General features: G+C 61.2%; 15 protein-coding genes and 2 pseudogenes. 11 read left to right on the top strand and 6 right to left on the bottom strand.

Features of this window, described 5'->3' with window-relative positions:
* Positions 1 to 161: 161 nt before the first annotated feature.
* On the top strand, positions 162 to 476 hold the full coding sequence (locus FH08_RS0114200; protein ID WP_031358961.1) for a hypothetical protein: 315 nt from the start codon (positions 162 to 164) through the stop codon (positions 474 to 476).
* A gap of 364 nt (positions 477 to 840) precedes the next feature.
* Here the strand turns inward: FH08_RS0114200 and FH08_RS0114195 are convergent, their stop codons facing one another.
* Together FH08_RS0114195 and FH08_RS0114190 are read right to left on the bottom strand one after the other, a co-directional pair.
* Entirely contained in the window at positions 841 to 1,101 is a 261-nt protein-coding gene (locus FH08_RS0114195; protein ID WP_031358960.1) for a hypothetical protein, read from the bottom strand.
* Positions 1,102 to 1,552: 451 nt separating this feature from the next.
* Positions 1,553 to 1,948 (bottom strand): annotated as a pseudogene (locus FH08_RS0114190) (transposase); the annotation flags it as partial.
* Between the two features lie 416 nt (positions 1,949 to 2,364).
* Between FH08_RS0114190 and FH08_RS0114185 the strand changes: the two are divergent.
* The 9 genes and pseudogenes from FH08_RS0114185 (at position 2,365) to truB (ending at position 15,503) form a co-directional block, all read left to right on the top strand.
* Complete coding sequence (locus FH08_RS0114185; protein ID WP_031358958.1) at positions 2,365 to 3,279, top strand: LysR family transcriptional regulator; 915 nt, start codon at positions 2,365 to 2,367, stop codon at positions 3,277 to 3,279.
* A 203-nt stretch (positions 3,280 to 3,482) separates the two neighbouring features.
* Positions 3,483 to 4,757, top strand: coding sequence for a pyridoxal phosphate-dependent aminotransferase (locus tag FH08_RS0114180; protein WP_081889479.1), 1,275 nt, complete (start codon positions 3,483 to 3,485; stop codon positions 4,755 to 4,757).
* 470 nt (positions 4,758 to 5,227) lie between these two features.
* On the top strand, positions 5,228 to 6,427 hold the full coding sequence (scpB, locus tag FH08_RS50430; protein WP_075583339.1) for an SMC-Scp complex subunit ScpB: 1,200 nt from the start codon (positions 5,228 to 5,230) through the stop codon (positions 6,425 to 6,427).
* Between the two features lie 100 nt (positions 6,428 to 6,527).
* Positions 6,528 to 8,513: a 23S rRNA pseudouridine(2605) synthase RluB gene (gene rluB / locus FH08_RS0114165; RefSeq protein ID WP_031358954.1), complete on the top strand. Its 1,986-nt coding sequence runs from the start codon at positions 6,528 to 6,530 to the stop codon at positions 8,511 to 8,513.
* Positions 8,514 to 8,959: 446 nt separating this feature from the next.
* Positions 8,960 to 9,421: a ribosome maturation factor RimP gene (gene rimP, locus FH08_RS0114160; RefSeq protein ID WP_031358953.1), complete on the top strand. Its 462-nt coding sequence runs from the start codon at positions 8,960 to 8,962 to the stop codon at positions 9,419 to 9,421.
* The gene (nusA, locus tag FH08_RS0114155) at positions 9,418 to 10,893 is read left to right on the top strand and encodes a transcription termination factor NusA (RefSeq protein ID WP_031358952.1); all 1,476 of its coding nucleotides are present in this window, start codon (positions 9,418 to 9,420) and stop codon (positions 10,891 to 10,893) included. The genes rimP and nusA overlap by 4 nt, the downstream gene beginning before the upstream one ends.
* 93 nt (positions 10,894 to 10,986) lie before the next feature.
* A complete protein-coding gene (infB, locus tag FH08_RS0114150; RefSeq protein ID WP_031358951.1) occupies positions 10,987 to 13,989 on the top strand; it encodes a translation initiation factor IF-2 in 3,003 nt (1,000 codons plus the stop codon).
* A 125-nt stretch (positions 13,990 to 14,114) separates the two neighbouring features.
* Positions 14,115 to 14,492, top strand: a pseudogene (gene rbfA, locus FH08_RS0114145) (30S ribosome-binding factor RbfA); the annotation flags it as partial.
* An 81-nt stretch (positions 14,493 to 14,573) separates the two neighbouring features.
* Positions 14,574 to 15,503, top strand: coding sequence for a tRNA pseudouridine(55) synthase TruB (gene truB, locus FH08_RS0114140; RefSeq protein ID WP_031358949.1), 930 nt, complete (start codon positions 14,574 to 14,576; stop codon positions 15,501 to 15,503).
* A gap of 73 nt (positions 15,504 to 15,576) precedes the next feature.
* Here truB and FH08_RS0114135 read toward each other — a convergent pair whose 3' ends face one another.
* The 4 genes from FH08_RS0114135 to FH08_RS0114120 all read right to left on the bottom strand — a co-directional run bounded on the left by FH08_RS0114135 (position 15,577) and on the right by FH08_RS0114120 (position 20,655).
* Complete coding sequence (locus FH08_RS0114135) at positions 15,577 to 17,136, bottom strand: DHA2 family efflux MFS transporter permease subunit (RefSeq protein ID WP_031358948.1); 1,560 nt, start codon at positions 17,134 to 17,136, stop codon at positions 15,577 to 15,579.
* 24 nt (positions 17,137 to 17,160) lie between these two features.
* The gene (locus tag FH08_RS0114130; RefSeq protein ID WP_031358947.1) at positions 17,161 to 18,423 is read right to left on the bottom strand and encodes an efflux RND transporter periplasmic adaptor subunit; all 1,263 of its coding nucleotides are present in this window, start codon (positions 18,421 to 18,423) and stop codon (positions 17,161 to 17,163) included.
* 42 nt (positions 18,424 to 18,465) lie between these two features.
* On the bottom strand, positions 18,466 to 20,001 hold the full coding sequence (locus FH08_RS0114125; protein WP_031358946.1) for an efflux transporter outer membrane subunit: 1,536 nt from the start codon (positions 19,999 to 20,001) through the stop codon (positions 18,466 to 18,468).
* A gap of 132 nt (positions 20,002 to 20,133) precedes the next feature.
* Positions 20,134 to 20,655 carry a MarR family winged helix-turn-helix transcriptional regulator gene (locus tag FH08_RS0114120; protein WP_031358945.1) on the bottom strand — a complete coding sequence of 174 codons (522 nt, stop codon included), beginning with the start codon at positions 20,653 to 20,655 and terminating at the stop codon, positions 20,134 to 20,136.
* A 415-nt stretch (positions 20,656 to 21,070) separates the two neighbouring features.
* Here FH08_RS0114120 and typA point away from each other — a divergent pair, with 415 nt between their 5' ends.
* Entirely contained in the window at positions 21,071 to 22,897 is a 1,827-nt protein-coding gene (gene typA, locus FH08_RS0114115; RefSeq protein WP_031358944.1) for a translational GTPase TypA, read from the top strand.
* The last annotated feature ends 12 nt before the right edge of the window (positions 22,898 to 22,909 follow it).

Here is a 22,909-nt window from a genome sequence, read left to right as displayed (position 1 = left end):
AATAAGCAGCACCTAGCGCAAGCGGCGGCTGCGAGTTCCGGTCAGGGGCCGCGAAGTCGGCATTTTGACTGGTTTCGGGGCGTGCCGCGTTTAGTCGGTGCCGCTGGCAGTCAGATACTGCCATGTGGCGCCGTCACGGCTGCACTGGAAGACATAACGAGATGACCACGTATTCAAACGAAGCCGTACTCGAAGCGCTCCGGCGAGCTCAGTATCGTCAAGTTCCGTGGGCAAGACGCCCTAACGTTTTCAGCCATCTGCGCGACCTGGGGCTGCTTGAGTTGGTCCGACAGCGCACTGTAGCACCCGCTCCCGGTTTTCACGCCCCCGTGGACATCGCGGTGGTGACCGAGCGGGGCAAACTAGAGTTCTCCCGTCTCTCGCGCGACGAGCGTTCGATGGACTGGGATCTGCACCGCGCCGCACCTTATTCGCCAGCCGTCATTCAGGAACCGCTGGCCGAAGCGCGCGCTTAAAACGCCTCTCCTTACTTTGCGCTGAAGCGCTCTTGCGCTTCTTCGCAGCGGCCGAGCGTTGGGCAAACGGTTGCGGCTGCAAAAGCGCCATTCCTGCGTCTAATGAGTGAGGCTGTGAAAGCGGCGCACTCATGACATCGGCAAAACGCCCGCGAAAAAAAGCCCGTATCACGAGGATACGGGCGTACCGGATCTACTGCTGCCACGCTGTGCTCATGGCATAACGTCGGACTGGCGCGATGAGCAAGGGTTCCCGGAAGATCCTCCATCGATTGAATATGGCTTGCCTGCGCGATGTTCCGGCGCCTTGACGCTTGTCAAAGCTTGTCAAAGTTTCCCGATGATTGACGCACATCGACGCGCTTCAGTGCTTACGCGGGCGGTCTCCGCGATCCGCCTCCGGCCGCGCTCGTACATTACTCGCGATGTCGCCTCGCAAATCTCCCCGCGGGGCGGTTTCGGCCATTTCGCTGCCCTGCGCCGATTCCTTTCTCCAGTCCTGCAGACTTGCTTGGGTATTTGCGCGCAGCGCGAAGTTGCCCCCTGACGATTCCGCGTGCACCGTAATCGCTGCACCCAGCGATGAAAGCACAATGCCGCACGCGAGCAGTGACATTGGTTTCATGATGAGAACTCCCCTTCGAACCGGTATTGGTTCGCTAGCCAGCTTCATAAGCTATGCCAGCACACGAAAGGATGCTGTAAAGATTGGTAATGAGTTGTTTCCTGGGTTCCCTGACTAAGCGCAACGAGGGCGCAACAAGCCGTCACGAGGCGCCCGTTCGAGCGACCGCAACATCAATGTGCGTGGAGGCTATGCGCGCCATGCGCTCCCTTTTCATCAACGAAAGGCGAGCGCCTGCCGGCAGATTTTTGACTGACTAAAACGGTCTGCGAGCGCAGACCGGCGGCTCATCACGCGAGGAAATGCATCGGTGGGAACCGGGATAAAACGCAGGAAACCTGCGCGCGGGTGCTTCGCGTAAATTCAACCGTACAGTGCCGAAGTACGACGCGGCTCGCAGCGATCGACCCTACAGCCGAAGTGCCGCTTACCGCGTCGTTCCAGTCTGTCAGGCCATCTTGACCGGCGCGCGCCACGATTCCGGATTCGTCCAGAATGCGCCACGCAGGCGGTCGCGGCTCGGCGGTGCAGGCGGCTTCGCAGCGGTGGAACCGATCCGGCCCCGCAACGACACCTCACGACCGTTGTTGCCCAGCCGTTTCACGATCTCGGCGAGCGTACCGTCCGCTTGCCATTCGTCGAACCGTCGACGGCAGGTCGGCGGCGACGGATAGCGGCCAGGCAACTTCGACCAGCCTTCGCCCGTGGACAAGACCCACAACACGGCGTTGACGACAGCGCGTGCTTCCACGCGCGGACGGCCGCGCCGTTCGCTGCGTGCCGGTTCTGCGCAAAACAAGGCCTCAACCAGCGCCCACTCGTTATCTCTTAAATCGTCGAACATCATGATCTTTCACCTCAGCGAAGCTAACCCCGGTGCGCTGCCCCGCGCCGCGCACTCTGGTCGGAATTCGAAGATCGAACCCAGGTAAGGTCGGAGCAAGCATTGCGACGGACGATTTGCGTTTAAGAACTGCAATGGCGCCGACCTCTGCGCAAGTAAATGCGAGAACCGTGCCATGCGCGTATCAATCGGTCCGAAAGCCTCGCGGCAGTAGGCTGGCGCGACGCCAGCATGGCCCGTATGAGACGCTATAAGTGCGGTTAATGAAATCGGGACAATCACCAATCAAGTGCAATAAGCCCATCCTGCGTGCGCGAATGCATTTTTGCTGCACCGCAGCGCGCTGACTGATGAGCCCATTTTTTCGCTACCTTTGATCTACACTTTGCATCTATGAGATGGATTGATGAGAGGAGTGTATGAGTCGAGCGCTCAATGTGACGTTGCGTCAGCTGCGCGTGTTTATTGAAGTCGCCAGGCTGCAAAGCTTTAGCCGGGCCGGCGATGAAATCGGCCTGACCCAGTCGGCAGTGAGCCGGTGCGTGCGTGAGCTCGAGGGGGAGATCGGGCTGAAGCTGGTCGATCGGACGACCCGCGAGGTGCAACTCACCGACGTAGGCGCGAATCTCGTGGGCAGCGTGTCACGGCTGCTGTCAGACCTCGATGAAGCGCTCCGCGAAATCCGGGATCTCGGCCAGCAACGCCGTGGACGGGTCATCGTCGCGGCCAGTCCTACCGTGGCGTGCCGTCTGATGCCGCTCGTTATTTCGGCCTGTGTCCGGGAATTTCCGCTGATTTCACTCGGTTTGCGCGACGACCTCCAGAGCGACGTGATTCGCAAGGTCAAATCTGGCGAGGTCGATTTCGGGGTGGCGATCGGTCCATACGCCAACGACGACCTGTACGGGGAGGTCGTGATGACCGACTCGTTTTGCGCGGTCGCGAGGCGGGACCATTCGCTTGCGAGGGCGCGGGAGGTGCCGTGGGCCGCATTGTCCGGTGAACGTCTGGTCATGCTGGACCACGCTTCCGGAAGCCGTCCGATTATCGATGCCGTGCTGCGTGAACATCGCGTTATCGCCGATGTGGTGCAGGAGTTGGGTCATTCCGCTACGGTGTTCGGGCTGGTGGAAGCAGGCGTCGGCATTAGCGTGCTGCCGTGGCTGGCCTTGCCGTTGCCGGCGAACTCGTCGCTGGTGGCGTTGCCGCTGGTGCCGCGGGTCGAGCGAACCGTCGAACTGGTGCGGCGGCGCGACCGGTCGTTGTCGCCTGCCGCGGAGTCGGTGTGGGGGCTGGTCGCCGGATTGCCGAAACGCGTTGAAGAACTGGCTTAGCCGATTGCTCGATCGCATTGATCGCCAAGCGTGCGGGCCGCTTTCGCGCGATCTCTGCGGCTTTGCGCTATTGCAGGACCCGCGGGAGCCCGCCAAGCCCGCCAAAAGGCGCAAGAACTGGCCTGATGGCTAACGCGCGCGCCGTACAGCGCTTTTCGGAGGGCGTCGCGTTAGACTTTCCCTTTCCATCGGCGGAGGCGGCAATGAGCGAGTCAGAAGGGGCGGTTATCTCGGAACTTGGTGCGTTGGGAGATGCTCAGGGAAGTGCACAGGCAGGGTCGCGGAGCGTGCGGGCAGAAGGCGAACGTGCGCCGAATGCACGTGACGCCGTCCGCGCGCTGCGCCCGTCGCAGATCCGTGAGGTCGCCAATGCGGGATTCGGTGTCCCGGATGTGCTGCCGTTCTGGTTCGGCGAATCAGATCAGGTGACGCCGCAGTTCATCCGCGACGCCGCCAGCCGCGCGCTCGCCGACGGTGCAACCTTCTATACGCACAACCTGGGCATCGCGCCGCTGCGCGAAGCGCTTGCTGGCTATGTCGGCAAGCTGCACGGCGCCACCCGGCCTGCTGAAATTGCCGTGACGAGCGCTGGCGTCAACGCACTAATGTTGGCGACGCAGCTGATTGCAGGCGCCGGTGACCGTGTGGTGGCGGTCACGCCGCTGTGGCCGAATCTCGTCGAAATCCCCAAGATTCTCGGCGCTACCGTGGAAACTGTCGCGCTGACGTATGGCGTCAACGGCTGGACGCTCGATCTCGACCGACTGCTGGCCGCTCTCACGCCCGGCACGCGCATGCTGATGATCAACTCGCCGAACAACCCCACCGGCTGGGTCATGACGCGCGAGCAGCAGCAGGCGGTGCTCGACCGGTGCCGGCAGCTCGGCATCTGGTTGGTCGCTGACGAAGTCTACGAGCGCCTCTATTACGGCGATGACGCAGCGGTCGCCCCTTCGTTCCTCGATCTGGCTACGCGTGACGAACGGGTAATAGCGGTGAATTCGTTCTCGAAGGCCTGGCTGATGACGGGCTGGCGGCTCGGCTGGATCGTGGCGCCCGAACGGCTGATGGAGGATCTCGGCAAGCTGGTCGAGTACAACACTTCTTGCGCGCCGTCGTTCGTCCAGATGGCCGGGATCGCAGCGGTGACGGACGGCGAGCAATTTACGCAATCGCTGGTCGCCGACCTGCGCGCCAGCCGCGATTACCTCGTGACGGCATTGCAGCAGATTCCGGGCATCGATGTGCGGGCGCCAGCCGGATCCATGTATTTGTTCTTCAGGCTGCCGGGCGCGAACCGCAGCCTCGAGTTGTGCAAGGCGCTCGTGCGCGAGAGCGCGCTCGGGCTTGCGCCGGGCAGCGCGTTCGGTCCCGAAGGAGAGGGGTTTGTTCGCTGGTGCTACGCGTGCGACACCGCTCGCCTGGACGCTGGGGTCGCACGTCTGCGAGCGTTCATGGAAGCGCATCCGGCCGAGTGAGTGGGTAAGGGGCGGCGAAGGGGCTGCTAGGGGGCTGCAGGTTGGCAGGGCGCAAGCGAGTAACGAAAAGGGGCAAAGGGGCAGGGCTTGGGCTTCATGCGGCCTTCTGGCGGTCGCCCGGGCGACCGCCAGAAGGCCGCCAGACGTGAGTTCGGGGGCGACCCAATGTTTCACCTTTACGCATCGTTTGTTTTTGCGTAATATGCGTCCAGTCACGCGCTTCCGCCTTGGAAAGCGCTACTTCGTCCGGCTGGGAAAAATTCGGCGATCAGGATCTGATCCCGTGTTTTGGCTCCCCCCGGTGCGTGCTCCCAATCAATATGACCGATCAGAAATCGGGCGAGCGCGTCGTCAGTATCCTCGTCCACGATTTTCCAGTCTGAGCGTTGCGAATGGTTCGAGTAGTCGGCGTCATTCGATTCTGCCTGACTTGACCGGTTCATAGACCATACAGGGTCCTATCTAGCTGCATGAATACCCAAGAGGCGAAGATCGTCCTCGAGACTGCCTTGATCTGCGCGCAGGAGCCGCTGAAACTCGCCGAGTTGCGCAAGCTTTTTGCCGACGATATCTCGGCAGACACGGTTCGTACCTTGCTCGACGCCCTGAAGCAGGATTGGTCAGGACGCGGCGTGGAACTCGTGGCGCTGGCGTCTGGATGGCGGTTCCAGAGCAAACCTGCAATGCGGGCCTATCTCGATCGGCTACACCCGGAAAAGCCACCCAAATATTCGCGAGCCGTACTTGAAACGCTCGCGATCATTGGTTACCGGCAGCCTGTTACGCGTGGCGACATCGAAGAAATTCGCGGTGTCACGGTGAACACGCAGGTCGTGAAACAACTGGAAGACCGCGGCTGGATCGAGGTGATCGGTCATCGCGACGTGCCGGGCCGGCCGGCGCTCTATGCCACCACCAAGCAGTTCCTGGATGACCTGGGCTTGAGCGCGCTGGACGAACTGCCCGCACTCGATAACCCATCGGCGCAACTGGAAGCGTCATTGCTCGCGCAGCATGCGATCGATTTCCCCGGCGACGACGCCGCCGCAATCGGCGCTGCGCTGGTGCAAGGGCTGGAATCGAAGCGCGAACCTGCTTTGTTGCCGGATGCGTCGAGCGCGGCCACGGATGAGGCGACTCATGCCGCAGCTCAGGCAGCAACTCATGCAGCGACTGAAGCGCTGAATTTGCAGGAACCTGTGGCGGCCGAAGCAGTCGACCCGGAAGGTGAGCCACTTGTGCATTCACCAGTCGGCGCTGCAGAGCCTGTGATTGGCGAAAAAGCGGATGCGCAAACGCACGCGGAAACGCATACACCGGTGCAATTCGAACCGCAGCAAACGGCGTCCACGACCGATTCGCAGCCGCTGGAAGTGGTTGCGGGTGTCAGTCAGGATCCATTGCGAGCAACACATACAACACAAACAACGCCCGACGACGCGGTCAACCGTCGCGAGGCGGCGCCGGACGTTAGCGCCGGCGCATTGACAAGCGACGCTGCGCGACACGCATTACCGCACGCCGCAGATGAATCCGATGGCGCTGAAAACGCGAATACACCGGATGCATCGAAGTTATTCGACGCATCGAATGCATCGAACGCGTCGGACGAATCAAACGAAACCGACGCATTCAACGCACCGGACGACCAGACTGCGCGCCGCGCCTGAGGCCTGTTTGCCCGAACCTTCATTCGGCTGCTAATCACCATCGGCCGGATTTTTTGACGCGCCTGCGACGGGCGCGCGACCCGACACAATTGAGGTTGTTTTGACACATTCCCACGACAGCGATTCGCCCGAATCCGAGCGCCCCGTTCGTGCCGATGAAGCACATGGCCAGGCCGATGCAGGCGAACGCACACGCAACGACGAACCCGCCGAGGGCGAAGACCGTCCGCGTCGCGGCTTGCGGCGCGGGCCTCGCAGCCTGATCGCCCGCCGTCGCGCCGTCGCCAAGACGAAGGGCGCCGACGGCGCGCCGTCAGCGGCGCCGGCTGGCGTGATCGCTGAGGCACCCCCGGATGGCGTGGTCGCAGCCCAGGTGCGCATGCCGCGCAAGGATGCAGGCTCACGTGGGCCGCGCAACGGCGCGGGTAGTGGAGATGGCGCACGCACCGGGTCGGTGGCCAAGCCCCGCGTTCCGCGTGAAGGTTCGGCCGACGGCGCTCGGGAAGGCCAGGTGCCACGTGAGCCGCGTGAGCCACGTGAAGGCGGCCGTCGCCCGGCGCGGCAGGCTCAACAACCCGGACAAGCTCAAAAGCGCGGTCGCCGCGATGACGCGGCATCACCGGCAATGCCGGCAACAGCCGCCGCGGCAGGGTCCGAGGACGACGTTTTCGCGTATGTGACATCGCCTGCATTCGACGCCGACAACACCTCGGGCGACTTGCGTGCTCCCATGCTGCGGCGCGGCCGCCCCGCCCCGCAAAAACGCGTGCTCGAAGCGGACGACGACACGCCGAAGCTGCACAAGGTGCTCGCCGAGGCGGGCATGGGCTCGCGCCGCGACATGGAAGAGCTGATCGTGGCCGGACGGGTATCGGTGAATGGTGAGCCGGCGCATATCGGCCAGCGCATCATGCCGACCGATCAGGTCCGCATCAATGGCAAGCCGGTCAAGCGCAAGCTCGCGAGCAAACCGCCGCGCATCCTGCTGTATCACAAACCGACGGGCGAGATCGTCAGTCACGCCGATCCGGAAGGCCGCCCTTCGGTCTTCGATAGCCTCCCGCCAATGAAAACGGCCAAATGGCTGGCGGTCGGACGGCTCGACTTCAACACTGAAGGGTTGTTGCTGCTGACTACATCTGGCGATCTGGCCAACCGGTTCATGCATCCGCGTTACAGCGTCGAGCGTGAATACGCGGTACGGGTGGTGGGCGAATTGTCGGAAGGCATGCGTCAGAAGTTGCTGCATGGCGTGGAACTGGAAGACGGCCCGGCGAACTTCCTTCGTATCCGCGATGGCGGCGGCGAGGGCACGAATCATTGGTATCACGTGGCACTGGCTGAAGGCCGGAACCGTGAAGTGCGCCGCATGTTCGAAGCGGCCGGCCTGATGGTGAGCCGGCTGATCCGTACCCGGCACGGCCCGATCGCGTTGCCCAAGGGGCTTAAGCGTGGCCGTTGGGAAGAACTCGAAGACAGCGAAGTGCGTGATCTGCTGGCATCGGTCGGACTGAAAGCGCCGGCCGAAGAGCGGGGCGCGCGCAGCGCTGCACCGCGTATCCAACCTGATCCGCTGCAAACGTCGATGGGCATCATCACGCGTGAGCCGGTGCTCAGTTCGCATGGCCGATTCGCGCAGACGACGCCCACACGCGGCGGCCCTGGCGGCCCGGGCGGACGGCGCGGAGCGCCCGGTGGTTTCGGCGGCGGTTCCAGTTCGGGCGGCGGTTACGCGGGCAACCGCAGCGGCGGCGGTGGCGGCGGTGGTTATGGCGCGCGTGGCAGCAATGGCGACCGGGAAGCAAACGGCAATCGTGCTGGCGGCGAAGCGAATGGCAACCGCGCGATCCCGCGTCCAGGCGGCTCAGCTGGTGGCCCGCGCGGCAGTCGTCCGCCCGGTTCACCTGCCATGGGCAGCGGCAATGGTGCAGGCGGACGCTCGGCCAACGGCGGCGGCAAGCGCCCCGGCCCGGGGGGCCGTCAAGGTCCGGCTGGCGCCGGTGCGCAAGGTAATGGCGGTAACGCGGGCGGCGCAGGCCGCGGCGGCGCTCGTCCGGCACCGCGCAACCGGACGCGCGGACGCTAAGAGTCAATCGCCGCGCCCGACTCACGGGTTTGTGTGGGGCGGCATGTGACCTGGACTGACAAGGCGGGCAAGCAGATCGCCCGCTCACTCGCCCGTTAAATTCAGCACGATGACTTTGGCCTTCCGGAGAAATCCGGCAAAGCGTGACGAATGCCTTCGATTTGCCTTGTGAACGGCCGTCAGACAGCCGTCAAATAGCCGTCAAATGGCTATACACAGGGCGCATTGGTTGCGTTTATCCCGAAAAATGGCTAAAATCACGAAGTCGCTGGGCATGGTGTTTGTTTCGCCGCCCGGATGTGATCTCGGTACAGAAGGATGGGCGTTGCGCCCATTTTTTTTTGGCCGTTCGGTTCAGCATCTTGGGGCAACGAAAGTGCGCCAGCTCAAGGCGCGGTCCGCAGGTGTTCGGCGTGGAGCGCGCGAACATCTTGGAGTCTTTCACTGTGCAACTGACGGAAATCATCGAAACCACGGTCTCGGGCCTGGGCTACGAACTTGTCGATATCGAGCGCGCGGGGGGCGGTTTGCTGCGTATCTCCATCGACCAGCCTGCCGGCATCGCGATTGAAGACTGTGAGAAAGTCACACGTCAGCTTCAGTATCTGTTCGAAGTGGAGAATATCGATTACTCAAGGCTCGAAGTCGGGTCGCCGGGTCTCGATCGTCCGCTCAAGAAAATGGCGGATTTCGAACGCTTCGCAGGCAGCGAAGTCACTATCACGTTAAAGAAGCCGCTGGACGGGCGCAAGTCGTACCGTGGCATCTTGCATGCCCCGGATGGCGAGTCGATTGGTTTGGAATTCGAAGGGAAGGACGGCGGCGCTGCGATGCTCGATTTCACGCTCGCAGACCTCGATAAAGCACGTCTCGTCCCCAAAGTTGACTTTAGGAGCCGCAAACAATGAGTCGCGAAGTTTTGATGCTGGCGGATGCGCTGGCGCGCGAGAAGAACGTCAACAAGGACGTGGTGTACGCAGCGCTCGAAGCAGCGCTTGCTTCGGCAACGAAGAAGCTGTTCGAGGAAGACGTGGATATCCGCGTGGCAATCGACCGTGAAAGCGGCGAGCACGAAACTTTCCGTCGCTGGAAAGTGGTGCCTGACGAAGCCGGCCTGCAGGAACCCGACCAGGAAATCCTGCTGTTCGAAGCGAAGGAAGAGAAGCCCGACGCGCAAATCGATGAATACATCGAGCAACCCATTCCGTCCATCGAGTTCGGCCGGATTGGTGCGCAGGCTGCGAAGCAGGTCATTCTTCAGAAGGTTCGCGACGCTGAGCGCGAGCAGATCCTGAACGACTTCCTGGAACGCGGCGAGAAGATCATGACCGGCGCAGTGAAGCGTCTGGACAAGGGCAATTTCATCGTTGAATCGGGTCGTGTGGAAGCGCTGTTGCGCCGCGACCAGTTGATTCCGAAGGAAAACCTGCGGGTCGGTGATCGGGTTCGCGCCTACATTGCAAAGGTTGACCGTACAGCACGTGGTCCGCAGATCGAACTCTCGCGCACGGCGCCCGAGTTCCTGATGAAGCTGTTTGAAATGGAAGTGCCGGAAATCGAGCAGGGTCTGCTCGAAATCAAGGCGGCCGCGCGCGATCCTGGCGTGCGTGCGAAAATCGGGGTGATTGCTTACGACAAGCGCATCGACCCTATTGGTACTTGCGTCGGAATTCGCGGTTCGCGGGTCCAGGCGGTGAGAAATGAGCTCGGTGGCGAGAACGTCGACATCGTGCTATGGTCAGAGGACCCCGCTCAGTTCGTGATCGGCGCGCTCGCGCCGGCTGCCGTACAGTCGATTGTCGTGGATGAAGAGAAACACTCCATGGACGTCGTCGTTGACGAGAACGAACTCGCGGTTGCTATTGGCCGCAGCGGCCAGAACGTGCGTCTTGCCAGCGAATTGACCGGCTGGCAAATCAACATCATGACGCCGGACGAGTCCGCGCTGAAGCAAAACGAAGAGCGTGGCACGTTACGTAGCCTGTTCATGGCGCGCCTCGACGTTGATGAAGAAGTGGCCGACATTCTCATCGACGAAGGCTTTACCAGCCTTGAAGAGATTGCGTATGTGCCGCTCAACGAAATGCTCGAAATCGAAGCCTTCGACGAAGACACTGTTCACGAGTTGCGTAACCGCTCCCGTGACGCGCTCCTGACGCTGGCGATCGCGAATGAAGAAAAGGTCGAGGGTGTGGCGCTCGACCTGAAGAGCCTCGAAGGTATGACGGATGAGTTGTACACGAAGCTCGAAGAACACCAGATCCGCACGCGCGACGACCTCGCCGAGCTGGCTGTGGATGAACTGGTCGAGATGACCAGTATTGAAGAGGATGCCGCTAAGGCGTTGATCATGAAAGCACGTGAACACTGGTTCCAGTGAGAAATGACCATGGCGCACTGACATATCGCGGCCGTTAGGCCGCATGACCCCGATCAAACAGCAGGGAATTTGTCCTTGCATCAAGAGGAATGAATGGCGAGTAACAACGTAGCCCAATTTGCCGCGGAACTCAAAATGCCTGCGGGCGTCCTGCTCGAGCAGTTGCAGGCGGCTGGCGTCACGAAAGCGAGCGAGGATGACGATTTGTCCGAGACGGACAAATCGCGCCTGCTCGAACACTTGCGCAAGTCGCACGGTTCCGCCGACGCCGACAAACGCAAGATCACTTTGACCCGCCGGCATACGTCGGAAATCAAACAGTCCGACTCTACGGGTAAAGCTCGCACCATTCAGGTCGAGGTCCGCAAGAAGCGCGTGTTCGTGCAGCGCGATCAGAGCGGTGTTGAACAGGTCGTTGAAGGTGCGAACCACGTCGAAGAAGACGAAGTGGACGAAGCCGAATTGCAGCGTCGCGACGAAGAGGCGCGTCATGCCGCCGAATTGCTCGAGAAAGAAGCGCTGGAGTTGAAGGAACGCCAGGAACGCTTTGAGCGCGAAGAGGCTGAGCGGGTCGCGCTCGAAGCGGCTGCTGAAGCCGAGCGTCGCCGTGCCGAGGAAGAAGAGGCGAAGCGTGCTGCCGCCCAGGCGGAAGCCGCGGAAATCTCGCGTGCTGCGTCGGCTGCCCGTCAGGAATCGCGCCCGGAGTCGAAGACGGAACAGGTTGCAAGCGTTCCGGTGAAGGCCGAAGTGGCCGCACCGCAAGTCGACGAAAAGGCAGCAGCCGAGCGTGCCGCTAAACGGGAAGCTGCGAAAAAGGCGGAAGACGCCGCGCGCGCCGCGACCGAAAAGGCCCGTGCCGAGCACGACCAGATTGCGAAACGCCGTGCAGCGGCTGAAGCCGAAGCGCGTGCTATCCGCGAAATGATGAATACGCCGCGTAAGGCTCAACAGGCGAAACCGCCTGAGCCGTCGCCTGCCGCCGTGGCTGCTGCCGCGGCAGCGGTTGTCGCCGCCGCCAAGGTGGCGGAAGGTGCGAAGGCTGCGGAAGCCAAGGGTACGTTGCACAAGCCGGCACGGCCGGAAGGTTCGGCCCCGGCACGTCCGGCAGTCGCGAAGAAGCCGGCTGCAGGCGCACCGGCGGCAACCACGCCGTCGTTGGGACCGGACAAGAAGAAGGCCGGTGGCAAGAGCAGCTGGCAGGACGATGCAGCCAAGCGTCGTGGTATCAAGACGCGTGGCGACACCAGCGGTGGTGTGGATCGCGGATGGCGCGGCGGCCCGAAGGGTCGCGGCAAGCATCAGGATCAGACGAACTTCCAGGCGCCGACGGAACCGGTGGTGCGGGAAGTGCATGTGCCGGAAACCGTGTCGGTGGCGGATCTGGCGCACAAGATGTCGGTGAAGGCTTCGGAAGTCATCAAGGTGATGATGAAGCTGGGCCAGATGGTCACGATCAACCAGGTGCTGGACCAGGAAACGGCGATGATTGTCGTCGAAGAACTGGGACACAGCGCGGTTGCAGCCAAGCTGGACGATCCGGAAGCGTTGCTCTCCGAAGGCGAAACGCAGGAAGAAGTGGGCGAACGCCTGCCGCGTCCGCCGGTGGTCACGGTCATGGGTCACGTCGACCACGGCAAGACCTCGCTGCTCGATTACATTCGCCGTGCAAAGGTTGCTTCGGGCGAAGCGGGCGGGATTACGCAGCACATTGGTGCATACCACGTGGAAACGCCGCGCGGCGTCATTACGTTCCTGGACACGCCTGGTCACGAGGCCTTCACGGCCATGCGTGCCCGCGGTGCAAAGGCAACGGACATCGTGATTCTGGTGGTCGCAGCCGACGACGGCGTGATGCCGCAAACGAAGGAAGCCATCGCTCACGCGAAGGCGGGTGGCGTGCCCATCGTCGTGGCGATCAACAAGATCGACAAGCCGGGTGCTGCTCCTGAGCGCGTGAAGCAGGAACTGGTCGCTGAAGGCGTCGTGCCGGAAGAGTACGGTGGTGATTCGCCGTTCATCGAAGTGTCGGCGAAAACCGGTGTTGGCATCGAAAGCTTGCTGGAAAACCTGTTGCTGCAAGCTGAAGTGATGGAGCTGAAGGCGCCTATTGATGCACCTGCGAAGGGTCTCGTGATCGAAGCGAAACTCGACAAGGGTAAGGGTCCGGTTGCGACCATCCTGGTGACGTCGGGTACGTTGAATCGCGGTGACATCGTGCTGGCGGGTTCGGCCTTTGGTCGCGTGCGGGCCATGCTCGACGAAACCGGCAAGCCGATCAAGTCGGCAGGTCCGTCGATTCCGGTCGAGATTCAAGGTTTGTCGGAAGTGCCGGGTGCTGGTGAAGAAGTCATGGTCCTGCCGGACGAACGCAAGGCGCGTGAAATCGCCCTGTTCCGTCAAGGCAAGTTCCGCGACGTCAAGCTCGCAAAGCAGCAGGCAGCGAAGCTCGAAAACATGCTCGAGTCCATGACGGAAGGCAACGTGCAGAACCTGCCGTTGATCGTCAAGGCCGACGTGCAAGGTTCGCAGGAAGCGCTGGTGCAGTCGCTGGTCAAGCTGTCGACCAACGAAGTGCGCGTGCAGATCGTGCACAGCGCGGTCGGCGCGATCAGCGAGTCGGACGTCAATTTGGCAACGGCATCGAAGGCGGTCATCATCGGCTTCAACACGCGTGCGGATGCTCAGGCGCGCAAGGTGGCGGAGTCGAACGGTATCGACATTCGCTACTACAACATCATCTATGACGCTGTAGATGAAGTGAAGGCAGCCATGTCGGGCATGCTGGCGCCGGAGAAGCGCGAAGTGGTCACCGGCATGATGGAAGTTCGGCAGATCATTCGTGTACCGAAGATCGGCGCGATTGCGGGTTGTATGGTCACCGACGGCGTCGTCAAGCGGAGCTCCATGGTTCGCGTGTTGCGCAACAACGTGGTCGTTCACACGGGCGAGATCGATTCGCTCAAGCGCTTCAAGGACGATGCGAAGGAAGTGCGTCAGGGCTTCGAGTGCGGTATTTCGCTGAAGAACTACAACGACATGGTCGAAGGTGACCAGTTCGAGATCTTCGAAGTGACGGAAGTCGCGCGTACGCTATAAAAGATTGACCGCTGGACTCGAGGGCGGAGGGGGCTTCACGCCCGCTCCGCCCTTTTTATTTGCCGGGGCGAGGGTTGTCGATCGCCCCTCATTGAGTCCGGCGCATACAAATTAACGGAAACATCATGGCCAAGAAACGTACTTCACCCAACCGCAATGTGCAGATCGCGGATCAGATCCAGCGCGATCTCTCCGCGCTGGTGCGCGATGTCAAAGATCCGCGTATCGGCATGGTGACGTTTCAGAGCGTCGAACTGACGCCCGATTACGCTCACGCGAAGGTGTATTTCACGACGCTGACCGGCGATCCGAAGGAAACGGAAGCCGGGTTGAACCACGCCGCGGGGCATTTGCATAACCTGCTGTTCAAGCGTTTGCATATCCATACCGTGCCGACTCTGCATTTTCACTACGACCAGACCGTGGTGCGGGCGGTGGAGATGTCGAAGCTGATCGATGAAGCGAATTCCACGCGTGCGTTGGATGACGAAGAACCGGAAGCCGGTGACGACGAAGAAAGCAAAGACGAAGAAGAAAGCAAAGACGAAGAAGAAAACAAAGACGACGAGAAGGGCGCCTGATCGATGAACGGTTCTACCCGCCCGAAGATTCCGCGTCGTATGCTGGATGGCGTGTTGCTGCTCGACAAGCCGCTCGGACTGTCGAGTAACGACGCGCTGATTCGCGCCAAGAAAATCTATCTGGCGAAGAAAGCCGGGCATACCGGCACGCTTGATCCGCTCGCGACGGGGCTGCTGCCGTTGTGTTTCGGCGAAGCGACCAAGTTTTCGCAGGATTTGCTTGAAGCCGATAAAACCTACGAAGCGACCATGCGTCTCGGCGTGCGCACGACCACCGGGGATGCCGAAGGCGAAGCACTTCAAACCCGTGATGTGACCTGTGACGAAGCGGCCATTCACGCTGCCATGGCTCAGTTTCGCGGCGACATCGCGCAAATTCCGCCGATGTATTCCGCGCTCAAGCGCGACGGCAAGCCGTTGTACGAGTACGCGCGTGCCGGGCAGACGGTCGAGCGCGAAGCGCGCAACGTCACCATTCATGCGCTCGATTTGATCGCGTGTGCGTTGCCGGACGTGACGTTTCGCGTGACGTGCAGCAAGGGTACTTACGTGCGAACGCTTGCTGAGGACATCGGCGAGATGCTGGGATGTGGCGCGCATCTGGTTGCGCTGCGGCGAACCGGCGTCGGCGCATTGACGCTCGAACACGCGGTCACGCTCGACGCGCTGGCAGAAGCCACGCCAGACACACGTGATAGCTGGCTGCAACCAGTAGATGCGTTGCTGTCCACGTTTCCAGCCGTTCATCTCGACGCCGATGCCACGCGTCGTTTCGCACAAGGCCAGCGGCTGAAGTTGTCCGACATTGCGGATGCGCCGGCTGTGGCTGACCGCGTGCGTGTCTATGCACTTGAAGACCAGCGTTTGCTCGGCGTCGCGCGAGCGGGCGAAGGTGTGTTGGCGCCGGACCGGCTGGTGGTATCGGCGGCTTGAATAAGGGCCATCGAAGGAACAAAAAAACGCCACGAAATTTCGTGGCGTTTGCTTATCAACTATCAACCGAGCTTCAATGTGCCGCCGAAGCCGCGGCCGCTGAATCTCCACCGCCGGATCTCTCCGGTTTCGTGATCCAGATCAGCGCGATCAGCGCGACGAATATCCCCGCCGAGATATAAAACAAATCATTCACGCCCAACTGCGCGGCCTGCTGCGTGGCCATGCTGTTGAAGAGCCCATAACCCTGCGACTGGTTGAAGCCTGCCGCACCGAACTGCTGCATGGAAGCAGTGAAGTTCGGGTTATACGCATTGGCCTGCTCCATGAGTTGCGCGTGATGAATATTCGACCGATGGTCCCAGGCCGTCGAAAAGATCGACGTCCCGATACCCCCGCACATGATCCGCACGAAGTTCGACAACCCCGATGCCGCTGGAATCCGGCTTCCCGGCAATCCCGACAGCGTGATGGACACGAGCGGAATGAAGAATCCGGCCATGCCGATACCCTGGATCACCGTGGGCAGCATCAGCGAGAAAGTATCGACGCCGGTGGTATAGCGTGAGCGCATCCAGAACACGAGCGCGAAGACGAGGAACGCAACGGTCGCGATCTTGCGTGGATCGATGCGCGGCAGGAACTTGCCGACCACCGGCGAGAGCAAGACCGCGAACAGTCCGACTGGCGCAAGTACGAGGCCTGCGTTGGTCGCGGTGTAGCCAATGTCAGTCTGCAACCAAAGCGGCAACAGCACGAGATTGCCGAAGTACAGCCCATAACCGATTGCGAGCGCGACCGTCCCGCCCGTGAAATTGCGCAGCTTGAAGAGTGACAAGTCGACGACCGGATGTTCCGCCGTCAATTCCCACACGATAAAAAACGCCAGCGCGATCACGGCGATCAGCGTCAACACCACAATGGTGGTGGAACTGAACCAGTCGAGATCCTTGCCCTTGTCGAGCATGATCTGCAGCGAGCCGACCCATATCACGAGCAGCCCGAGACCTACAGTATCGATAGGCGCCTTCCGGATCACCGAATCCCGGTCACGGAAGATCACGAACGTGGCAATGGCCGCGACGAAACCCACCGGTATGTTGACGTAGAAAATCCACGGCCAGGAGATGTTGTCCGAAATCCAGCCGCCGAGGATTGGCCCGGCGACCGGTGCGATCAGCGTGGTCATCGACCACATGGACAGCGCCATGGGCGCCTTCGCTCTTGGATAACTCGCGAGCAGCAGGGTCTGCGACAGCGGGATCATCGGCCCGGCGACCGCGCCCTGCAACACGCGCGCGGCGAGCAGGAAGGGCAGGGTCGGCGCGAGTCCACACAGCCACGAAGCGATCACGAACAGCACGATGGACGTCATGAACAGGCGCACCTGTCCGAAACGCTGCGTGAGCCAGCCGGTCAGCGGCACCGAGATTGCATTGGCGACCGCGAACGACGTGATCACCCACGTGCCCTGATCCGACGATACCCCGAGGTCACCGGAGATCGACGGAATGGACACGTTGGCAATCGACGTATCGAGCACGTTCATGAACACCGCGAGCGAAACCGCGATCGTACCGATCACGAGTTTCGCGCCCTCTAGCGGCGCATGAGCGGCGTTTGGTTGAGACATATGACGGTTCCGGTGTTCTAGCGCTTACATCAGCTTGGCGAGATCTTGCTTCGTCGCCGGCTGCACGCTGTCCTTCGACGTCTTCTGTGCGTTGCCCGCACCCGTACCCGGACCCGACGCGCCTTCGTTCGCTTCGATAATGCGGGCGATTTCGGCATCGGCCTGATCACCGTACTTGGCGAACACGTCCGTCTGGTACACGGTGTTCGGCGCGGCACCGAGTTGGCCGCCGTTCTCGTCCTTGATCGTCACGTCCACGTTCATCGACAAACCGATGCGCAGCGGATGTTTCTCGAGTTCCTGCGGATCGAGCGCGATCCGCACCGGCAGACGTTGCACGACCTTGATCCAGTTGCCGGTTGCGTTTTGCGCCGGCAGCAGCGAGAACGCCGAACCCGTGCCCGCCGAAAAGCCGATTACCTTGCCGTGAAACACTACACCGGAGCCGTACACGTCCGCGGTGAGTTCAACCGGCTGGCCAATGCGCATATGCGTGAGCTGCACTTCCTTGAAGTTGGCATCGATCCAGACGCCGTTCAGCGGGACGATCGCCATCAGCGGATTACCCGGCGAGACGCGCTGGCCGACCTGCACCGAACGCTTCGCGACATAACCCGTCACCGGCGCCGGCATGGTGTTGCGGGCGTAGTTGATGTACGAATCACGGACCTTCGCGGCGGCGGCGAGCACGTTCGGATGGCTGGCGATAGTCGTGTTCGACGTCAGCGAACGGTTCGACTGCAATTCCTGCTGGGCCGCGTTGAGCGACGCTTGCGCGCCGCGCACAGCGTCCTTGGCGTGCGAAATTTCTTCGCCCGAGACCGCGCCCGTCTGCGCAATCATCATGCGGCGACGCAAGTCGTCCTGTGCACGCGAGAGATCCGACTGACGCAGCGCGACTTGCGCCGCGTACTGGTTGTCGTTGACGAACAGCGTGCGGACCTGGCGCACCGTCTGCGCGAGATTCGCTTCGGCAGAATCCAACGCGACCTTGGAGTCGGCGGGATCGAGCACGACGAGCGGGTCGCCCATCTTCACGGTTTGCGTGTCGTCGGCGTTCACCGAGATCACCGTGCCGACCACTTGTGGCGTGATCTGCACAATGTTGCCGTTCACGTAGGCGTCATCCGTGCTTTCGTGGAAACGCGCGATCAGGAAGTAGTACAGCCCGTAAGCGATAGCCGCGATGATCACGACCAGCACGATCAGGCTCATCAGCACCCGGCGCTTGGTGTTGCTGGTCTTGGGCGCCGGCGCGGCTGCGGCGTTTTGTTGAGGGTCGCTCATGAATGGCTCCGTATGCTCTGTCTTGGGTTGCTGCTAGTCGATTCAGTTGGCTGTCTTGGACGCAGCCGACGCGGTCTGCGCCGGTGCGCTCTTCGACGCGTCCTTCAACGTGCCGTCGATGGCGAGGTTGGACTCCGCGGCGTCGAATCCTCCGCCCAGCGCCTTGATGAGACCCAGCTGCAGGTCACGGCGCTTCATGCGCAGATTCGTCACGGTCTGCTCGTTCGCCAACCGGTTCTGATCGGCGGTGAGCACCTGCAGTTGCTGCGATAAACCCGCTTTGTAGCGAATCACGGCGAGCTGGTACGCATGCGTTGAGGCATCGAGGGCGCGCGCGGCATCGCTCGCTTGCTGATCGACCGAACGGATCGATGCGATCTGCGTGGCGACGTCGTTGAGCGCGTTGATCAGGGTTTGGTTGTAGTTGGCTACGTCCAGGTCAAAGTCCGCGTAACGGCCCTTCAACTGCGAGCGTAATGCGCCGGCATCGAAGATCGGCAAGTGTATGGCCGGCCCCGCGTCGAACTGACGGCTGCTGAAGTTCAGAAAGCGGCTCCATCCGAACGCATCGAAACCTGCCGCCGCCGACAAATTGATATCGGGGAAAAACTCAGCCTTCGCTTCCTTGACATTCGATGTCGCCGCTTCCACTTGCCAGCGGGCCGCGACAATATCCGGACGGCGCGAAATCAGGTCCGCGGGCACGTTGTCAGGCAGCCTGACTTCGATCTTCGTATTGAGCACCGGCGTGGCGATCTTCAAGCCGCGATCCGGACCCTGGCCGAGCAACGCGCCCAACTGATAACGCGTGGTCGTGATCTGGCCGTCGAGTTCGGACAGGTTCGTCTGGCTCGTCGCGATATTGCCTTCGGCAGTGCGGCTTTCCACGTTCGTGTCGAGCCCCGCCAGCACGCGGCCGTTCGTGATCCGTCCGATGTCCGTCCGGTTCGCTATCTCGCGCTGGGCCACGTCGCGCAGTGCGTAGAGCAGGGCGAGCTGGTTATAGGTCTGCGCCACAGACGCGGCCAGCGTCACACGCGCCTGCTGCATGTCGGCCTCGGCGGCCTTCTGCTGCGAGACCGCCTGATCCAGGCGTGAGCGATTCTTGCCCCACAGGTCGAGATCCCACGACGCGCTCACGAGCGCATTGTTTTCGCTATACCACGAGCCGCCATACGGAGGCGGGTAGAGCGCATTGCTGGAGTACAGTTCGCGCGACCATGAATACGAGCCGTTCACCTTCGGGTAAAGCGCGGAACGCGACGACTCGATATACGACGACGCCTTCGCAATGCGCGCCTGCGCCTGCGCAATCGTCGGGCTTCCGGCCAGCGCTTCGTCGATCAATTGCGGAAGTTGCGGATCGCCGAACTGCTTGGCCCAGTCGAGCGACGGCCACTGGCCGTCTTGCGACGGCAGGCTTTGCGTAGCTTGCAGCGCGTCGCTTTGCGGCTGGGCGATTTGCTTGTCGCTTTTGATGCCGGCGTAGTTCGCGCAACCTGCCAGCGCGAACGCTGCCACGGCGGCAGTCAGGGCGCTGCGCGCAGCCACGGGCGCGGATGAATAAAAAAGTTTCATCGCTCGGCTCTTTGATAGGAAGTGTAAAGATGGACGCTGCAACTAATTTCTTTCATTTTTATTACGATGCCGTTCGCGCAACGGGAAGTGCTGTCATTGCACGGGCATCATTTAGCGTTGCGCGATGTGTCATCAAAAGGAGGATTTAGTAGCGGATTTTTCCTGCATACCGAGCATTGCTGCAGACGCGGGGTCGCCCGAATTCAACAGCATTCGTCGCAGCATACTTTTCAGGAAGCCTACTTCCTCCGGCGTAAATCCGCTGAGCAGCTTGTCGAGCACCTTCGTGAAAATAGCCGGAATCTGCGCGGCAAGCGTGCGGCCTTCCTCAGTCAGCGCCAGGCGGACAACCCGCCGGTCTTCCTCGCTGCGCAAGCGCGTAATGAGTCCGCGCTTTTCCAGGCGGTCGATCAGGCGCGTCACGGCGCTCGCGTCGATCCCATATTCGCGGGCAAGATCTGCTGCGGCGAGACTCCGGCCGCTTGCCAGCATGAACATGATGCTGGCTTGCGTGCTGGTGATGCCGAGATCGGCCATCGTGAGTTGCGTGACGTTGTTCCACAAAGTCGAGCGGACACGGCTAAGCAGGTAACCCACGCTTTCGCTGAGTTCGTAGCTCGCAATCTCGGGGATCGGCTGGGGGGTGTCGCTCATGGATTCTCGTGCGCTTGCAATAATTGACTATGCAACATTATAGAATCACATAGTTGACGCGACAAGTACTTCGGCAAACATGTTAAGAATCTCCTTAATTTGTTCTTCGCTAATGACGGTGTTGTTATTTTGAGATTGACGCGAGGCTTGCTGAGGCCCGAAGGAGGCCGTTGACACCGGTTTTCGACTGTCTTGAAATAGGAAAGCCCTTCCGGGTTATGTCCTATTGCACGATGGGAAGGAAGAGGACACGTCCGCGTGTTACACTCTCGGGTTCCCATCGCGCCGAGTGCGGGGGGCGTGGAGGTTTTTTTCTGAGTCGACTTTTTAAGTGGGCTCTTTGATTTGACCCCGCGGCCTGCTGCTTGCACCCACCCACGGCGCTCAACTGTAAGTACAAGCTCCTCAGCCTCCTATGACTCGCGCCCTCCGCAATATCGCCATCATCGCCCACGTCGACCACGGCAAAACTACGCTCGTCGACCAATTGCTCCGCCAGACGGCCACGTTCCGAGAGAACCAGGCTGTTGTCGAGCGCGTGATGGATTCGAACGACATCGAAAAGGAACGTGGCATTACGATCCTTTCGAAGAACTGCGCGGTCGAGTACGAAGGCACGCACATCAACATCGTGGACACCCCCGGACACGCCGACTTCGGCGGCGAAGTGGAGCGCGTGCTGTCGATGGTTGACTCCGTGCTGCTGCTGGTGGACGCCGTTGAAGGCCCGATGCCGCAAACACGCTTTGTGACGAAGAAGGCGCTGGCGCTGGGACTGAAGCCTATTGTGGTGATCAACAAGGTTGACCGGCCGGGCGCGCGTATCGACTGGGTGATCAACCAGACGTTCGACCTGTTCGACAAGCTGGGCGCTTCTGAAGAACAACTCGATTTCCCGATCGTGTACGCGTCGGGCCTGAACGGTTATGCAGGTCTGAACCCGGACGTGCGTGAAGGCGACATGCGTCCCCTGTTCGACGCCGTGCTGGAACACGTTCCGGTTCGCCCGGCTGATCCGGAAGCACCGTTGCAGTTGCAGATCACGTCGCTCGACTTTTCGTCGTACGTCGGCCGTATCGGCATTGGCCGGATCACGCGTGGCCGTATCAAGCCGGGCATGGCCGTCGCTGTGCGTACGGGTCCTGACGGCGCGATCCTGAATCGCAAGATCAACCAGGTTCTGTCGTTCAAGGGTCTGGAGCGCGTGCAGGTGGAAGAGGCGGAAGCCGGCGACATCGTGCTGATCAACGGTATTGAAGAAATTGGTATTGGCGTGACCATTTGCGCTATTGACACTCCGGAAGCGCTGCCCATGATCACCGTGGACGAACCCACGCTGACCATGAACTTCCTGGTGAACTCGTCGCCGCTGGCTGGACGCGAAGGCAAGTTCGTCACGAGCCGTCAGATCCGCGACCGCCTGTTCAAGGAACTGAACCACAACGTGGCGTTGCGCGTGAATGAAACCGGCGACGAAACCACGTTTGAAGTGATGGGCCGTGGTGAACTGCACCTGACCATTCTTGTGGAAAACATGCGTCGTGAAGGCTACGAACTCGCCGTGTCGCGTCCGCGCGTGGTGATGACGGAAGTCGATGGCGTGAAGCACGAGCCGTACGAAAACCTGACCGTCGACATGGAAGATGCAAACCAGGGCGGCGTGATGGAAGAGCTGGGCCGCCGCAAGGGCGAAATGCTCGACATGGCGTCGGACGGCCGTGGCCGTACGCGTCTTGAGTATCGTATTTCGGCACGTGGCCTGATCGGCTTCCAGTCGGAATTCCTGACGCTCACGCGCGGCACGGGCCTGATGAGCCACACGTTTGACTCGTATCAGCCGGTGAAGGAAGGCGGTGTGGGTGAACGTCGTAACGGCGTGCTGATTTCGCAGGACGACGGCGCGGCTGTCGCGTATGCATTGTGGAAGCTGCAGGATCGCGGCCGCATGTTCGTGTCGCCGGGGGACGCGCTGTACGAAGGCATGATCATCGGCATTCACAGCCGTGACAACGACCTGGTCGTGAATCCGATCAAGGGCAAGCAACTGACCAACGTGCGTTCGTCGGGAACGGACGAAGCGGTGCGCCTCGTGCCGCCGATCCAGATGTCGCTGGAATATGCGGTTGAATTTATCGACGATGACGAACTGGTCGAAGTTACGCCGCAATCCATCCGTCTGCGTAAGCGTTACCTGAAGGAACACGAGCGTCGCAGCGCCAGCCGTAAGGGCGCAGTGGACTGATTCACGCGAGTC

The organism is Caballeronia sordidicola (genome assembly GCF_000729995.1).
Lineage (GTDB): Bacteria > Pseudomonadota > Gammaproteobacteria > Burkholderiales > Burkholderiaceae > Caballeronia > Caballeronia sordidicola_A.
Note: the sequence above shows the minus strand (reverse complement) of the source record. Positions and strands in the feature narration are given on the sequence as shown.

Bases quoted from the DNA above. Each gene is read 5' to 3' on its own strand.
- infB (WP_031358951.1), top strand. From the start codon at position 10,987: ATGGCGAGTAACAACGTAGCCCAATTTGCCGCGGAACTCAAAATGCCT.
- FH08_RS0114200 (WP_031358961.1), top strand. From the start codon at position 162: ATGACCACGTATTCAAACGAAGCCGTACTCGAAGCGCTCCGGCGAGCT.
- FH08_RS0114185 (WP_031358958.1), top strand. From the start codon at position 2,365: ATGAGTCGAGCGCTCAATGTGACGTTGCGTCAGCTGCGCGTGTTTATT.
- FH08_RS0114180 (WP_081889479.1), top strand. From the start codon at position 3,483: ATGAGCGAGTCAGAAGGGGCGGTTATCTCGGAACTTGGTGCGTTGGGA.
- FH08_RS0114125 (WP_031358946.1), bottom strand. From the start codon at position 20,001: ATGAAACTTTTTTATTCATCCGCGCCCGTGGCTGCGCGCAGCGCCCTG.
- FH08_RS0114195 (WP_031358960.1), bottom strand. From the start codon at position 1,101: ATGAAACCAATGTCACTGCTCGCGTGCGGCATTGTGCTTTCATCGCTG.
- FH08_RS0114120 (WP_031358945.1), bottom strand. From the start codon at position 20,655: ATGAGCGACACCCCCCAGCCGATCCCCGAGATTGCGAGCTACGAACTC.
- FH08_RS0114130 (WP_031358947.1), bottom strand. From the start codon at position 18,423: ATGAGCGACCCTCAACAAAACGCCGCAGCCGCGCCGGCGCCCAAGACC.
- FH08_RS0114135 (WP_031358948.1), bottom strand. From the start codon at position 17,136: ATGTCTCAACCAAACGCCGCTCATGCGCCGCTAGAGGGCGCGAAACTC.
- truB (WP_031358949.1), top strand. From the start codon at position 14,574: ATGAACGGTTCTACCCGCCCGAAGATTCCGCGTCGTATGCTGGATGGC.
- nusA (WP_031358952.1), top strand. From the start codon at position 9,418: ATGAGTCGCGAAGTTTTGATGCTGGCGGATGCGCTGGCGCGCGAGAAG.
- typA (WP_031358944.1), top strand. From the start codon at position 21,071: ATGACTCGCGCCCTCCGCAATATCGCCATCATCGCCCACGTCGACCAC.
- scpB (WP_075583339.1), top strand. From the start codon at position 5,228: ATGAATACCCAAGAGGCGAAGATCGTCCTCGAGACTGCCTTGATCTGC.